We start from the raw sequence: 14,273 nt of genomic DNA, 5'->3' as shown, positions 1-14,273 counted from the left end.
CAGTGGGAATCCTCAACGACTCTGCGTTCGATGAAACCGCTCTAGCGGGTCAGCGCACCCCAGACCTCAGCGAAGATGATGAAGCAGACGGCGCCGCCTCCGTAAATCAGCCAGTCCCGTCCGTAGCTTCGTTCCCAGTCCGACCAGCTCGACGGCTTCCAGAAAACACCGCTTTCGATGACCACCGGCTCACCGCCGTCGGGCGTGCTGATCTCCATACGGCGCCGTGCAGGGCGGCGGGGGGCGGCGTCGCGGGCCTTTACCATGATGAAGAGGTAGGAACCCCTGGCTTCTAGAAAAGCTCGAAGCCTTAGCCGCCCTCGCCGCTGCGTGCGCCGCGGATCGTAAGCCCCGCCTGGATCGCCTCGCCCTCCTTCAGCTCGATCCGCCAAACCCGCTTCTTACCGTGGACTTCTTCGAGCTCGATCACCCACCATGTGCCCACGCGTTCGGTCGTGACTGTAGCGCCATGGGTGATGACGGCTTCCCGCATGGGGTAGGTTCGCCCGCTTCTCAGCTTGATCCATGCCACAGGAACTAATGTAGAACATCTTCCCCTCCGGCATGGGGTATCTGTCCACATATTGCAGCCCTTCGTCGCTACCGCCGGTCCCGATCTGACGACGTGAGCGCGCCAGGGTCCTTCCTACGGGCCGCCGTGGCGGGTTGTTCGCGCGGCGAGCCGTCTGTCGTGACAGCGGTTTTTGAAGGTCGCGTTTCCAGTGCGATATTGAGCCGAACGATAAAGGAAATTCGATCCGCTGCGGCTGATCCAACCTCCACTGTGTGGAGGTTCCGGCTGGATCAGCCTTCTTGTAACCGGTCCGCCCCGGCACCGAGATACCCCTCCCCCCACCCGAAATATAGAAGGTCTCCCCCTACTGAGGGTCTGCTTCCTCGTCTCCACCTTCCCATTTGGATCCCTGATCCCAGTTATGGGGGTGTGAACTGCCCCTGTTGAGGGGGACTACCTTCCCACTTCTGCGGGTCTTTTTTGATACAGCAGTTCGCCGCGCCTTCTGAGTTGCCTTTCTGCGTGCTTCGGCAGAATTGTCCGTAATTGCCTTCCACTCGTTCGTAGGGTTGCGAAGCTGCCCGTTCTGATCCCGCCACCCCATAAAGGTCAGGCGGTACTGGTTCGGCCGGTTCGTCAGTCCGTAGCGCCCTCCCTGCTGCGTTTTAGCGACTAATCCGAGAGCGCAGGCTTCCTCTATTGCTTTCGCAACGCTGTTTTTTCCGATCCCGAACGCAACTAGCTGGGCGTGCGTGGCGGTAAGGCGGCCATTCTCTACCCCGCCGTTCTGAGCGTGGTCCATTAGGAGGAAGAGAAAGAAGCGGGTAGCTTCTTTCCCCAAATGCGCGAACGCGGCGCTTTGAATAACCTCAAGCGGCAACCACGAGAAGGAATTAAAGCCGCACGCCATCGGTGAGTTCAATGGCACATGCTTGCCATCGATCCTTCCCGATCGCCCTTTCGCGTTCGGCTTGCGTCTAGCCCGAAGACGTTCGGGCATGATTAGGCTGCCTCGTCCGCTTCGTAGAGCGCTCGAATGTCTTCGGCTCGCCAAACGGTCGTCCGGGGTCCGAGTTTCTGGGGTTTGGGGAATCGTCCATCCTTCACGCCCTGCCACCAAGTCGAGCGGGAAACTGGGATGGGTCCAGCCGGTGCGAGTATCTGCGCGAGGCGGACGAAGCCTGTTTGAGGGAAGCCGTTCTGGTCCACTGTCGAACCCTTTCATTCGGTTACGTCCGAAAAGGTGCTTCAGTGGCCTAGCCGGTAATAGGCTGCAGGGTTACGTTTTCTGTGGGTCTAGAACGGGATATCGTCGTCTAGGTCGTAGTCAGGGTTAGATGACGCGGCTTGCGTATCCAACCGGGCAGCGGGCCGACGGTCGCCGTCGTCAGGTAGCGCAGAAACCGTTTTTGGCGCCCCGCCCGCTGTTTCCCAGTTGGCTACCTTAGCCACCTCTTCGATGCTTCTTGTAGATGGAGCCCCATCTGGCCCAGTTAGGCAAAACTCTGCAGCCCGGGAGGAAAGCCAGTTCACTAGCGTCTGCTTCACAGATCGGTTCGGGCTAGGTTCGGAAACGGCTCTCCACGCTGAAACTGCTGCATGCAGATTTGGCGCATATCGAGGATGGTCAGGCTGTAAGTAAGGTTCTATCGAACCATGGTCAGGGAAGAAGAAACCCTGACGAAAGCCCCGCTTATGGAGCCAGCTAGTTAGGCTCGACACAATGACTGTGGACTCGCGAGGACAAACCGAGTCCGCAATAGGTTCTCGCCACTCGTTGCCGTTTAAATCGCGCTCTATGTCCCATTGAGGTTTTATCGTGCCTTCGATGGTTCCACTCCGTAGGGCCCGAGTAATTGCGTTTCGGGTCGCTTCGTAGCCTTTGGGACACAGGTCCCTGTCTTGATTCTCAATGTACAGATGGTCCTGAGGATCTTCTGACAACAGGAGCAGACTCGCTTCTATGATGGAAAGCTGATCAGCCAGCCGCCATAGCTCTAAAGCTTCTCGATCGGACAATCCTGAACGGGGCTCGCGGCTTTTAAGGCTCATCCTGACCTCATTTGCTCTGCCTGCCCTGCCCACCAGTCCGCCAACCGAACTCGCTCGTCCCAGAACTCTCCCCGCGCATAGGCGCGCCTCACATCATCCTGTTCGGCATGGGCTAACGCCCGCTCGATCGCGTCCGGGTTCCAAAGGCCGCTTTCGTTAGCGAGGGTCGAGAAAGTCGTTCTGAACCCGTGGGCGGTCATCTCGTCCTTGCTGAACCCCATGTTCCGAAGCGCCTGGTTGAAGGTGTTCTCGCTCACCGGCCTTCGAGGGGACCGTAGAGAGGGGAAAAGAAGGTCCTGGCTGCCATTTAGGGCATGCAACTCACGAAGAACGCCTTATGCTTCTTCTGGCAAGGGAACGCGATGCTCCCGCCGCATCTTCATCCGCTCGGCGGGAATAGTCCAAACCTTCTGCCGAAAGTCGATCTCGTCCCAGCGTGCGTGCTGCAGCTCACCGGGGCGGGGCGCGAGAAGCGCTAGCAGCTTCAAGCCAAGAACCGTTTGCCGCTGTCCTTCGTAGTGCTCGATCGCTCGCAGCAGCCTTCCGAACGTCGCTTGGTCAGTGATCGCTGCCCGGTGCTTCCGGCGCGGGCGGACAAGCGCACCCTTCAAAGCGGCGGTAGGATCGTCCTTCGCAATGCCGGTTGCCACACCGTAGCGGAACACCGTTCCAATGACCGAACGCAGCCTGTTTGCCGTCTCGTGGTTCCCCTTCGCCTCCACGGCCCGGAGAGTTTTCAGAATCAACGGCGGGGTTATTTCATGTACCGACAGCGAGCCGAAGTCGTCGGTCGCCATCTTCAGAAGCCAGCGGTTCTTCGCGAGTGTTCGTGGTGCCCGCTCTTCGCGCTCCTGTTTGGACAGGTAGTCCGCCACCAGCGCACCGAAGGTCTCGTGCTGCGCAAGCTTGTCGGCTTCCTGTTCGCGCCGCTTGACCTCGTTCGGGTCCAAACCATCGGCAACCAGCCGCTTCGCTTCCAGACGCCCCTCTCGCGCCTTCGCCAGTGTCACCACCGGGTAAGGGCCTAGGGAGAGGGTCTTCTCCTTACCCGCCACCCAGTACCGCATCTGCCAAAGCTTCGAGCCATTGGGGCGGACCAGAAGGTGCAACCCCTGCCCGTCTGCAAGCCGGTACTGCCGTTCCTTGGGTTTAGCGGTCCGTATTTGGGTATCGGTCAGCTGCACCGGGTAACGATCCTTCTCACTAGCAGGCGTTACCCAGGGCATTACCCGGTCAACGCTCGGCTTTAGGAGAACAAAGATGGACCGTATCGGACAAACGTCAAGACGAAAACCGCATAGACACTAGCCTATCGGTCAGCAGCAAACATAACTGGAGGGCGAAGTGGTGCCCTGGGGCGGATTCGAACCACCGACACGCGGATTTTCAATCCGCTGCTCTACCAACTGAGCTACCAGGGCGTGAGGGGCGCGCTTAGCTTTGCGGCCCCTGGCTGTCCAGCGGGAAAAGGGCGGGGCGGGGCTTAATTTTGTGCCCTTGCCGCCGCCTCGGTCCAGAAGGTGCCGACCTCTTCGGGCAGCTCCGGGGTGGGCAGGCCCTCGCGCTCCATGGCCCAGTAGACGAAGTTGTCCGCCAGGGTCTCTTCGGGGTGGATGATGTAGCCGGTATTGCCGCCGAGCCGTTCCAGGAAGTCCGGCACCTCGCCTGGGGGGAGAAGCCCCTCGGGGGCTTCGGCCACTGGCGTGCAGACGCCGTCCTGCAAGGTCACGGGCAGGAGGCCGAGGCCGAAATAGTCGCCGAGGCCCCCCTGCCCGCTATAGTCCGAGGTCGCGTAGAGATAGGGCGTCACCGCGTCCGCGCCCGCGAGCTCCACCGGCATGACGTGGCGATAGGAGGGTGCGTCGGGGTTGGTCAGGCGAGCGGCCTTCAGGTCCTCCGGCTCTTCCAGCGTGCAGGGCTCGAAGCCGATCAGGGCGAAGTAGTCGTCGTGGAGGTCCTGGTTGGCGCGGCTCAGCACATGGTGCAGCTCGTGCAGGAACAAGGCCTCCAAGTTCTCGCCCTCGGGGATCGCGCCGCCCGCGAAGATGATGGCATTGGCGCGGGTATGGGGCAGGCCGCCCTCCACCACCGAGCCGGTCTTCACCATGACCAGCTCGTCTGGCAGGAGCGGCATGAGAAGGTCGAGGAGCGGCAGGTGTTTCTCGATGACCGCACCGAGAGCTGCGCGCTCTTCTTCGGTGAAGTCCTGCACATCCGCCTTGTAGCGCACAGCGTAGTCTTGAAACGAGGTAGCGGCCGCGTTCTTCGCGCGAATGCCCGCCTCACGCGGCTGCACGCGGCTTGTGTACTCGTCCTCTGTCGTCAGGATGGCGCCGCCCCGCTCCGGATCGGCGTAGGTGAACGCCATGGGCTCGGCTGCTTGCGTCTCGGCGACTTCGGCCGCGGGCTCCTCGGGCGCGGGCGCTTCGGCAGGCTCGTCGCAGCCGGTGAGGAGGAGGGCGGCGGCCAGGGCCAGGCCGGAGGATCGGAGGAGCATCATGGAGAATCTCGCGCAGTCGGTTAGTGACGCAGGGGCTACCGGAGAAGGCACCCCGCGCCTAGCCCTTGCCGCCTAGGAAGCAGGCAGAAGCTCGTGCACGACCTCGACCAGGGCCTTGGGGCTGACCGGCTTCTTACAGACCTTCACCTCGGGGTAGTCGGCGGCGAGCTCGCGCCGCTGGCCGTGGCCGGTCTGGAAGACGAACGGCACGCCCCGGCGCCTCAGAATATCGGCGGCTGGAAAGACGTCGAGCCCGGCGAGGTCGATGTCGAGCACCGCCGCATCGATTTTCTCGGCTTCCGCATACTCCGTCGCCTCCGCCAAGGTCGCAGCGGGACCCACCACTTCGGCGCCCGCCTTCTCGAACCCCTCCTCCAGCGCCATCGCCACGAAGGCTTCGTCCTCGACGATCAGGACGCGGAGGCCGCGAAGGGAGAGGGAGGCCGCTTCAGTTGAGGTCATGGGGCGTGGCTGCTCCGGTTGCTCGTGCGGCATGATGCAACTTCCGCGCCGCCGGCTGGCCGACGGACGGGGCCAGGGAGAAGGAGAGCACTGTCTCCAGCCCCTGGGCCGTCCAGGTCCGGGTCAGCTCGCCGTCGAGCTGCCTGGCCGACTGCTGGATCAGGGGCAGCCCGAGGCCCGGTTTGGCCTTGGCCGCGCCGTGGCGGGGGCTCGCGAACTTCTCGGTCCATTTGATATGCATGTGGCCGACGCCTTCCGGATCCGAAACGATCCAGGTGACGGCAAGGTGTCCCCCAGGCTCCGACCAGGCGCCGTACTTCACCGTGTTGGTGGCGAGCTCGTGGAAGATCATGCCCACCGGGGTGACGGCGCGGCGCGGCAGCATGGCCTCGCTGCCGCCGATGCTGAGCTGGTTCTGACGCTGGTCGTAGGGGGCGAGCACCGCGTCGAGCACCTTGCGGAAGGAGATGGCCTGGGTCTCCTCGTCGTCGATGGAGATGAGGTGGGCCGCAGCCAGCGCCGCGATGCGGGCCTGGATCTTCTCGGTGAGGGCGGCGGGGTCCTCCTCGCCGCGGCCGGAGATCGAGACGAGGCCCTGGACCACGGCGAAGAGGTTCTTCACCCGGTGGTTGAGCTCGCGGTTGAGAAGACGGAGCTTCTCGTTCTGCCGCCGCTCGTCCGTGCTGTCGCGGGCGATCTCGAGGATGAGGAGGTCGCCGCCCACCATCTCGATGGGGGAGAGCCTGGCCGAGGTGTAGCGCACGGAGCCGTCGCGGCAGTGGCGTTTCACCTCGCCCGACCACTGCCTCCCCTGGCGAAGGTGGCGGAAGACGTGGTCCCAGCCGCCCTCCACCTCGGCCCTTGTGAGCGCCACGGGGTCCTGGCCGATGGCCGCCTGCTCGGAGACGCCGAAGAGCTTCACCGCACCGCGGTTCCAGCGCTGCACCCCCTGCTCCAGCGACCAGGCGAAGACGGCGTCACCGGAGAGCTCGACGAGCTCGGAAAGCTGCCGGTCGATGCGGTGGCGCTGGGCGTCCTGAATGACGGTGAAGGCTCCGAGCAGCTTGTGCGCCTCGCCGCTCTCGGTGCGGATCGCCATGCCGCGGCAGCGGACGAGCCGCGTCACCGCGCCCGCGCCGCGAAAGCGCACGGTCTGGTCGAAGGGCTGTTTGGCATCCTCGCAGTGGCGCTGGGCGTTCTCGAACAGCGCGTCGCGGTCTTCGGGGAAGAGGAGCTTGTACCACTCGGTATTGGGCTGGCTCAGGCTGTCATAGCCGAGCGCCCGCCACAGTCCCGGCGACACCCACTCATGTTCGGGATTGTCGAGGTCCCAGAGCCACAGACCGTCCAGCACCGCACCATCGAGAAGCTCCACCGCGCCTGGCTGCTCGAGCAAACGCGCGAACTCTTCCTCTAAATAGTGCTTACTGACCATGCCCGGACTTCCTGACCTGCCTTGGTGACTTTATAGCAGGAAGACCTGAACAGGCTTCTCACGATATTGTGCGTCCCCCATCTGGAGCGCCCCCTCCCCTGTCAGGCCCTTGGTTTCCAGGCCTGTTTGATCTGCAGTGCCCCTTGCAACTTTTTTGTAGGGCAGGTGTTTTTGTGCCCGCTGAGCGTGAATGTTGCAAGCTTGCAGCGTTGTCGCAGTTGTGGAGAGGGGTGTCGCCGCCTGACCCGCGCCCTCTGCAACGAAGCGTCGGCCATCGTGAGGTCCCGCCGTCTGGACAAGGGCGTAGCGCCGCTCCAAGCCCCACCCGACAAGGCAAGCGGAGAGCGTCATGGCGATCGCCTTCATCGACCTGCAGGCCCAGCGGGCACGCATCAAGGACAGGCTGGACGAGGCCGTGGCTAGGGTCATGGAGCATGGCCGCTTCATCCTAGGGCCTGAGGTGACCGCCTTCGAGAAGGAGATGTCGGCCTTCTCCGGCGCGGCGCTGACCTGCTCCTGCGGCAACGGTACGGATGCGCTGGCTCTGCCGCTGATGGCTTGGGGCCTTCGTCCGGGCGACGCTGTCTTCTGCCCGAGCTTCACCTTCACCGCGACCGCCGAGGTGGTCCCCTGGCTCGGCGCCAGCCCCGTCTTCATCGACATCGACCCGCGCACCTACAACATGGACCCCGCCTCCCTGGAGGCGGCCATCGAGGAGGTGGTGTCCAAGGGCGAGCTGAGACCCAAGGCGGTGATCGCCGTGGATCTCTTCGGCCAGCCCGCGGACTACCCGAGAATCAAAGAGATCTGCGACCGTTTCGGTCTCAAACTGATTGCCGACAGCGCCCAGGGTTTCGGCTGCACCATCGAGGGCAAGCATCCGATCGAGTGGGCCGATGTCGTCACCACCAGCTTCTTCCCGGCCAAGCCGCTCGGCTGCTACGGCGATGGCGGCGCGATCCAGACGAACGACCCTGAGATGTGGGCGCTCCTCGACAGCCTGCGCATCCACGGCAAGGCCACCGAAGAGGACATGGCGGCGGCGAACTATCGCGGCCACGAGGCCAAGTATCTCAACCCGCGCATCGGCATGAACAGCCGCCTCGACACCATTCAGGCGGCGATCCTGCTCGAGAAGCTGGCGATCTTCGCGGACGAGATCGAGATGCGGGAGAAGGTGGCGAGGCGCTACAACGAGCTTCTCGAAGGCCACGTCTCCGCCGTCCCCTTCGTCGGGGACGGCTACCAGTCCGTTTGGGCGCAGTACACGATCGAGGTGGAGAACCGCGAAACGGTGCAGGAGAGGCTCCGCGAGCACGAAGTACCGACGGCGGTCTACTACCCCGTCCCCATGCACGACCAAGGCCCCTACAAGCGCTTCCCGTCCGCCCCCGGAGGACTGCCGGTGACGAACGAGAAGAAGGCGAAGGTGCTCAGCCTGCCGATGCACCCCTATTTGGACGAAGAGACCCAGGACCGGATCGTGGACGCGGTACGGTCGGCGGTCGACTAGGCCTTACCACTCCCGTTTACGGGAGAGGTCGAAATCTACTGATTTCGGGTGAGGGGATCGGCGAAGCCGTCCTCTAGCGTTTACCGTCAGGGCAGAGCGCAAGAACCCCCTCACCCTCGGTCCCTCTCCCCACCGGGGAGAGGGAGGCGATAAAACCTAAGCCTTCACCACCACGGCTCCGTCCGTGTTCGTCACGTTCGCCATGGCGTTCCTTGTATCGACGATCAGCGGCACGGCGCGGGCGAGGGTCTCGTAGTCGACGCCGTCATGGTCCGTCGCAATGAGGGCCGCATCGAAGCTCTTCAGTCCGTCCTCGGACCAGTCAGCGCTCTCCATGCCTTCGATCTTGGCGTATTTCCGCGTCAGCGGCACCGCGGGGATGAAGGGGTCGTAGTAGGTCACCTCCGCCCCGCGCTCGATCAGAAGGTCGATCAGCTCCAGCGACGGGCTCTCCCGCGTGTCGTCCACGTTCTTCTTGTAGGCGAGGCCGACCACGAGGATCTTCGAGCCCTTCACCGCCTTGGCGAGGTGGTCGTTCATGGCGCGGCCTACCCGCTCGATCACGTGCTCGGGCATGTGGGTGTTGATCTCGCCGGCGAGCTCGATGAACTTCGTCGCGTGGCCGTACTCCCGCGCCTTCCAGGTGAGGTAGAAGGGGTCGATGGGGATGCAGTGTCCGCCGAGGCCGGGGCCTGGATAGAAGGGCATGAAGCCGAAGGGCTTGGTCTTCGCCGCGTCGATCACCTCCCAGATGTCGATGCCCATGTCCTGGAACACCACTTTCAGCTCGTTGACCAGCGCGATGTTCACGGAGCGGAAGATGTTCTCGGTGAGCTTCACGGCCTCCGCGGTCGCCGCCGAGCTGACCGGCACGACTTCGGAGATGACGCCCTCATAGAGGCGGCAGGCCATGCGGCGCTCGGCCTCCGAAGGCGCACCCACCACTTTCGGGATGGTGGTGGTCTCGAAGTTCTGGTTGCCGGGGTCCTCGCGCTCCGGCGAGTAGGCCATGGCGAAATCCTCGCCGGCTTTGAGGCCGCTCGTCTCGAGGATCGGCGCCATCACCTCTTCGGTCGTACCCGGATAGGTCGTGCTCTCGAGAACGACGAGCTGGCCCGGTTTGATGTGCTTCGAGATCGTCTCGCAGGTCTTCTCGACGAAGCTGAGATCGGGCTCGCGGTGGGTGTTGAGGGGCGTCGGCACGCAGATGAGGATGGCATCGACCTCGGAGAGACGCGCGAAATCCGTGGTGGCATCCATCAGGCCGGTCTCGGCCATCGCCGCGATCCGCTCGTCGCTGATATGCTTGAAGTAGCTCTTACCGGCCGCCAGCGCGTCGCACTTCTTCTCGTCGAGGTCGAAGCCGACGACGGCGTAGCCGTTGCGCACGAAACCCTCCGACAGCGGAAGGCCAACATAGCCAAGGCCGATCACGCCGATGCGGATGGACTTGTCATCGACTTTACCGACGAAGCTGTCGGCGATCTGTTCAATACCCATGGGGGACCCTTCGATGATGCGATGCCCTTCGAGGCACGGCGGAACTGATGGTGACGTACGATAATGGCACGGCCTTAACGGCCCATGCGCGCAACTGCAAAAACCAGGCTAGGTCCGAACCCTAAACACCGGCGAAGCCGTAGGTGCCGCCCCGCCGCTTGGCGACGGCGTCGAACTCCTTGAGTTCCGATAGATAGGCTTCGAGCCATCTCAGCGGGATCATGTTCGGCCCGTCCGAGGGGGCGTTGTCCGGGTCCTGATGGGTTTCGGCGAAGATGCCCGCCACCCCTGCAGCCACCGCGGCGCGGGAGAGGGTCGGCACCATCTGGCGGTCGCCGCCGCTCGTGCCCCCCTGCCCGCCCGGCTGCTGAACGGAGTGGGTCGCATCGAAGATGATCGGCGCGCCGGTCTCCTCCGCCATGGTCTTGAAGCCGCGGAAATCGGTGACGAGGGTGTTGTAGCCGAAGCTCGCCCCGCGCTCGGTGATCAGCACGTTCGGGTTGCCCGCGCCGGTTACCTTAGCGATCACGTTCTTCATGTCCCAGGGCGCGAGGAACTGGCCCTTCTTCACCTTGACCACCCGGCCCGTCTCGGCGGCGGCCACGAGAAGGTCCGTCTGGCGGCTGAGGAAGGCGGGGATCTGTAGGACATCCACCACCTCGGCCACCGGGGCGCATTGCTCCCGCTCGTGGATGTCGGTCAGGACGGGGACGCCAAGGCTCTCTCTTATCTCGGCGAAGACCGGCAGCGCGCCTTCGAGCCCCATGCCCCGCTTCGAACCCAGGCTCGTACGGTTAGCCTTGTCGAAGCTCGTTTTGTAGACGAAACCAATACCTAAGCGGTCCGTGATCTCCTTGATCCCCGTCGCCATCTCCATGGCGTGGTCGCGGCTCTCCATCTGGCAGGGACCGGCGAACAGCATGAAGGGCAGGTGGTTGCCGATCCGGACATCGCCGCTCGGCGCTTCGATGGTCACGGTGCTGTTGGCTTCGGGCATCATGCTCTCCTCGAGGCGACTATATAGAGGCGCGGCGGCGCGTGGCGCCTTTTGACGGGAAGATCAAGAACGCGCAAAGGCGCCCCATGACCACTGACATTCTCGCCATCGCCGGTGAAGTGCTGGAGCTCGAAGAGCGCGGGCTCGCCGCCATGCGGAGGCAGCTTCTCGACGGTGCCTCCCCCCTCTCCCAGGCCTTCCAGCGCACCATCGAGATGATCGCCGACACTCGTGGCCGGGTCATCGTCTCGGGCATGGGCAAGTCGGGTCATATCGGGCGCAAGCTCGCCGCCACCTTCGCCTCCACCGGTACGCCTTCGAGCTATGTCCATCCGGGCGAGGCAAGCCACGGCGATCTCGGCATGATCGGCGAGCAGGACCTCGTCATCGCCATCTCCAACTCCGGCGAAACCAAAGAGCTTGGTGATCTGCTTGCCTATTGCGGGCGGTTCCACATCCCCCTCGTCGCTATCACCAGCGGGGCGGAAAGCACCCTCGCCAAGGCCGCGGACGAAGTGCTGCTCCTGCCGGATGCCGAGGAGGCCTGCCGCGAGACGAACGCGCCGACCACCTCCACCACCATGACCCTGGCCCTCGGTGATGTCCTGGCCGTGGCCATGCTGCGCCAGCGCGGCTTCGGGCGGGACGACTTCAAGGTCTTCCACCCCGGCGGCAAGCTCGGCGCGGCCCTCAAGCGGGTCGAGGACATGGTGAGGGATCACCCATCTATCCCCCTCGTCGCGGAGGGTACGAGAGTGGCCGACGCGCTGAGAGCCATGAGCGAGGGCGGCTTCGGCACGGTGGGCATCACAGGAGAGGCGGGCGAGCTCGTGGGCATCATCACCGACGGCGACGTACGCCGCCATATCGGCATCGACCCGGCCGAGGAGACCGTCGAGGCGCTGATGACCCGAAGCCCCAAGACCATCACGCCCAAGACCCTGGCCGCCGAAGCCCTGGCCATCATGACAGAGGGGAAGATCACCGCTCTCTTCATCGTCGAGGACAGAAGACCCGTGGGGCTCCTCCATATCCACGACTGCCTGCAGCTCGGCGTCATTTAGGAAGAAGCCTTGGCCTCCGTTTCGGTCATCATCGTCAACTATAATGGCGGCGAGGCGCTGCAGCGCTGTCTTGCGGCGCTCGCGACGCAGACCCTTGTTCCGGACGAGGTCTTCCTGGTCGACAACGCCTCCCAGGACGGCTCCGGCGAGGAAGCTGCCCGCGCCTTTCCAAGCATCACCTACCTGCCCCAGGACCAGAACCTCGGCTTCGCCGCTGGAAACAATGTGGCCGCTCGGCAGGCCAAGGGGGACTGGCTCGCCCTCCTCAACCCCGACGCCTATCCCGAGCCGGACTGGCTGGCCGAGCTGGTCGAGGGTACGAGGCGCCACCCTGACGCCGTTGCCTTCGGCTCGCTTCAGCTTATGGCCGAGGACCTCGGCCGGATCGACGGCGCGGGCGACTGCTTCCACGCTCTCGGCTCACCCTATAGAGGACACCACGGCTGGCCGCGCGAGGCGGAGCCGCCGGAAGGTTTCGTCCTCTCACCCTGCGCGGCGGCCGCCCTCTACCGGCGCGATGCCTTCGAGGCAGCGGGCGGCTTCGACGAGCGCTTCTTCTGCTACAGTGAGGATGTGGACCTCGGCATGCGCCTCTTCGCCCAGCACGGCCCGGCGGTGCATCTACCGAAGGCCATCGTGCTCCACGAAGGATCGAAGATCACGGGGCGGATCAGCCCCTTCACCATCTATCACGGTCACAGGAACCGCCTCTGGGCCTGGGCCAAGAACGCCCCTCCCCTCCTCTTCTGGGGCCTGATGCCAGCCCAGGCGCTACTCACCCTGTTTCTGGGCCTGAGCTTTCTGCGCCGCGGCGTTGCGGGTGCCTATCTGCGGGGTGTGCGCGACGCTCTTCGCAGCCTCCCCGCCATGCGCCGGGCGAGACGACCCCTCAGCACTGGTCTGTTCGCCCGCTATCTCGTTTGGTCCCCGGTGAAGCTGCGGCGCCGGTCGGTGAAGCTTCGGACGCAGCGCTAGGACGAACGGGCCTCGGTTCGAAGCCCGCCGCCGCGGCAGCCGCTCCGAACGGCTCGGCAAGATCACCCGCAAGCCTTCGGTAGCTGAGCGTGCTTTTGGGTTCGAAACCTTTTCCTGACGGCAAGGCCTGCACCGAACCACCAGCGAGGTAGGAGCGCGCCTTGTCCCATCCCACAAGATCGGCGAAGGCCGTCGCCAACTCTTCCAGTTCCTGGGGCAGGGCTGGCGCAGCCTTCTGCTGTGGCGCCGATCGCTTCAGCTTCTCGGCCAAACCTTCGAGATCGGCCTCTGCCCCAGCCGCGGAGGTGGCGAACCAGCCGAACCAGGCAGGCGGGCTCTCGATATGCGGTGAGGTTCCGGCGATGGCGAGGGCCAGCAGCGCCCGCTCCCCGTGGCGGCGCTTGGCCCAGGGCCAGAGGGAGGCGGCCTTGCGGTGTCCCAGCACCTTCTCGGCGCTGGCTTCGGGATCGCCAGCGATACCCGGAAGGAGGCGCTCGGCCTCTCGGACCATCTCCAGTTCCTCCTCGGCTACCGGCGTTCGTTCGGAGGTTTCCTGGGGAGGGTTTCCTATGGGGCGCTCGGAAGTAAGCGCCGGGGCGCTCTCTTCTAGGCGGTGGTCATACCGCTCGGCGCGGAGGGCATTCTTGTCCTCGTTCAGTTGCGCCGTGGTATGACCGAGCTCTTCGCAGAGGCTCTCGACACGAAGGAGAAACGGCTTGAGGTCAATGGCGCCGCCGCGTAGCGGCCGGTTGAGGTGGTCATACCGGCGCAAAATGTAACCCTTCTCTTCGAGAGAAGACTTCAAGCGACGCAAGGTGCTCTCGCCGATACCGAGCAGTACGCATAAACGCGCCGAGCCTGGCCAGACAGCGGTCTCCCCCCCGGCGGTGGCAGCGACATCGAGATGAGCGAGCAAGGCCATCATCAAACACCGCTCCTGGCAGGACAGCTCTCCAGCGGTTCCTAGCGCCAAGGCCTTGTCGATCATCAGCCGGTTGAGGCGAAGCGGCACGGAGGTGCTGGCGCAGGCGGCCACCTGCTCCTCATAGCGCCCTCCCCGCCTGGCCAAGCCAGGTTTCGGGCATGGTTGTGCGTTCATCCCGCTCACCTTTCGGCGGCGAAGGCAAAGCTTTCCCGAGGCGCGGAATCACGCATTCTCGGTTGCAAATCACGGCGGGAGAGGCTACACGTTGGGTGTCAAACGAACGTGGTGGTCCTCGGACCCCGCAGAAGAGCCCGGCTTCGGCCGGGTTTTTCTTTG

Annotated in this window: 12 protein-coding genes, 1 tRNA gene and 1 pseudogene; 3 read left to right on the top strand and 11 right to left on the bottom strand. The window is 64.1% G+C overall.

Annotated elements, in window-relative coordinates; translation table 11 throughout:
- Positions 1-41: 41 nt before the first annotated feature.
- The 8 genes and pseudogenes from NOG11_RS11475 to NOG11_RS11445 form a co-directional block, all read right to left on the bottom strand.
- Positions 42-266, bottom strand: a complete 225-nt coding sequence (locus NOG11_RS11475) for a hypothetical protein (protein ID WP_256619904.1) — start codon at positions 264-266, stop codon at positions 42-44.
- Positions 267-310: 44 nt separating this feature from the next.
- The gene (locus tag NOG11_RS11470) at positions 311-532 is read right to left on the bottom strand and encodes a hypothetical protein (RefSeq protein ID WP_256619903.1); all 222 of its coding nucleotides are present in this window, start codon (positions 530-532) and stop codon (positions 311-313) included.
- Positions 533-1,516: 984 nt separating this feature from the next.
- Positions 1,517-1,723, bottom strand: coding sequence for a helix-turn-helix transcriptional regulator (locus NOG11_RS15200; RefSeq protein ID WP_370468276.1), 207 nt, complete (start codon positions 1,721-1,723; stop codon positions 1,517-1,519).
- An 839-nt stretch (positions 1,724-2,562) separates the two neighbouring features.
- Positions 2,563-3,750, bottom strand: a pseudogene (locus tag NOG11_RS11465) (tyrosine-type recombinase/integrase).
- A 161-nt stretch (positions 3,751-3,911) separates the two neighbouring features.
- Positions 3,912-3,987, bottom strand: a tRNA-Phe gene (locus NOG11_RS11460).
- Positions 3,988-4,049: 62 nt separating this feature from the next.
- Positions 4,050-5,063 carry a hypothetical protein gene (locus NOG11_RS11455; protein ID WP_256619902.1) on the bottom strand — a complete coding sequence of 338 codons (1,014 nt, stop codon included), beginning with the start codon at positions 5,061-5,063 and terminating at the stop codon, positions 4,050-4,052.
- 75 nt (positions 5,064-5,138) lie between these two features.
- Positions 5,139-5,528 carry a response regulator gene (locus tag NOG11_RS11450; protein WP_256619901.1) on the bottom strand — a complete coding sequence of 130 codons (390 nt, stop codon included), beginning with the start codon at positions 5,526-5,528 and terminating at the stop codon, positions 5,139-5,141.
- A complete protein-coding gene (locus NOG11_RS11445) occupies positions 5,515-6,963 on the bottom strand; it encodes a sensor histidine kinase (RefSeq protein ID WP_256619900.1) in 1,449 nt (482 codons plus the stop codon). The genes NOG11_RS11450 and NOG11_RS11445 overlap by 14 nt, the downstream gene beginning before the upstream one ends.
- A 349-nt stretch (positions 6,964-7,312) precedes the next feature.
- On the opposite strand from NOG11_RS11445, the gene NOG11_RS11440 reads away from it, so the two are divergent.
- Positions 7,313-8,476, top strand: coding sequence for a DegT/DnrJ/EryC1/StrS family aminotransferase (locus NOG11_RS11440; protein ID WP_256619899.1), 1,164 nt, complete (start codon positions 7,313-7,315; stop codon positions 8,474-8,476).
- Positions 8,477-8,632: 156 nt separating this feature from the next.
- Here NOG11_RS11440 and NOG11_RS11435 read toward each other — a convergent pair whose 3' ends face one another.
- A complete protein-coding gene (locus tag NOG11_RS11435; protein ID WP_256619898.1) occupies positions 8,633-9,976 on the bottom strand; it encodes a nucleotide sugar dehydrogenase in 1,344 nt (447 codons plus the stop codon).
- 121 nt (positions 9,977-10,097) lie between these two features.
- Entirely contained in the window at positions 10,098-10,976 is an 879-nt protein-coding gene (kdsA, locus tag NOG11_RS11430) for a 3-deoxy-8-phosphooctulonate synthase (RefSeq protein WP_370468275.1), read from the bottom strand.
- A gap of 83 nt (positions 10,977-11,059) precedes the next feature.
- Between kdsA and NOG11_RS11425 the strand changes: the two genes are divergently transcribed.
- Positions 11,060-12,037, top strand: coding sequence for a KpsF/GutQ family sugar-phosphate isomerase (locus NOG11_RS11425; protein ID WP_256619896.1), 978 nt, complete (start codon positions 11,060-11,062; stop codon positions 12,035-12,037).
- A 9-nt stretch (positions 12,038-12,046) separates the two neighbouring features.
- A complete protein-coding gene (locus tag NOG11_RS11420) occupies positions 12,047-13,012 on the top strand; it encodes a glycosyltransferase family 2 protein (RefSeq protein ID WP_256619895.1) in 966 nt (321 codons plus the stop codon).
- Here NOG11_RS11420 and NOG11_RS11415 read toward each other — a convergent pair.
- Positions 12,927-14,111 (bottom strand): helix-turn-helix domain-containing protein, encoded by a 1,185-nt coding sequence (locus NOG11_RS11415; protein ID WP_256619894.1) that lies wholly within the window; start codon positions 14,109-14,111, stop codon positions 12,927-12,929. The genes NOG11_RS11420 and NOG11_RS11415 overlap by 86 nt on opposite strands.
- Positions 14,112-14,273: the final 162 nt, after the last annotated feature.

It is taken from the genome of Parvularcula maris (assembly GCF_024505085.1).
Taxonomy (GTDB): Bacteria; Pseudomonadota; Alphaproteobacteria; order Caulobacterales; family Parvularculaceae; genus Parvularcula; species Parvularcula maris.
The sequence above is the reverse complement of the archived record's forward strand: the minus strand, read 5'-3'. Positions and strand labels throughout refer to the sequence as shown.

Bases quoted from the DNA above. Each gene is read 5' to 3' on its own strand.
- NOG11_RS11475 (WP_256619904.1), bottom strand. From the start codon at position 266: ATGGTAAAGGCCCGCGACGCCGCCCCCCGCCGCCCTGCACGGCGCCGT.
- NOG11_RS11455 (WP_256619902.1), bottom strand. From the start codon at position 5,063: ATGCTCCTCCGATCCTCCGGCCTGGCCCTGGCCGCCGCCCTCCTCCTC.
- NOG11_RS11450 (WP_256619901.1), bottom strand. From the start codon at position 5,528: ATGACCTCAACTGAAGCGGCCTCCCTCTCCCTTCGCGGCCTCCGCGTC.
- NOG11_RS11445 (WP_256619900.1), bottom strand. From the start codon at position 6,963: ATGGTCAGTAAGCACTATTTAGAGGAAGAGTTCGCGCGTTTGCTCGAG.
- NOG11_RS11440 (WP_256619899.1), top strand. From the start codon at position 7,313: ATGGCGATCGCCTTCATCGACCTGCAGGCCCAGCGGGCACGCATCAAG.
- NOG11_RS11435 (WP_256619898.1), bottom strand. From the start codon at position 9,976: ATGGGTATTGAACAGATCGCCGACAGCTTCGTCGGTAAAGTCGATGAC.
- kdsA (WP_370468275.1), bottom strand. From the start codon at position 10,976: ATGATGCCCGAAGCCAACAGCACCGTGACCATCGAAGCGCCGAGCGGC.
- NOG11_RS11425 (WP_256619896.1), top strand. From the start codon at position 11,060: ATGACCACTGACATTCTCGCCATCGCCGGTGAAGTGCTGGAGCTCGAA.
- NOG11_RS11415 (WP_256619894.1), bottom strand. From the start codon at position 14,111: ATGAACGCACAACCATGCCCGAAACCTGGCTTGGCCAGGCGGGGAGGG.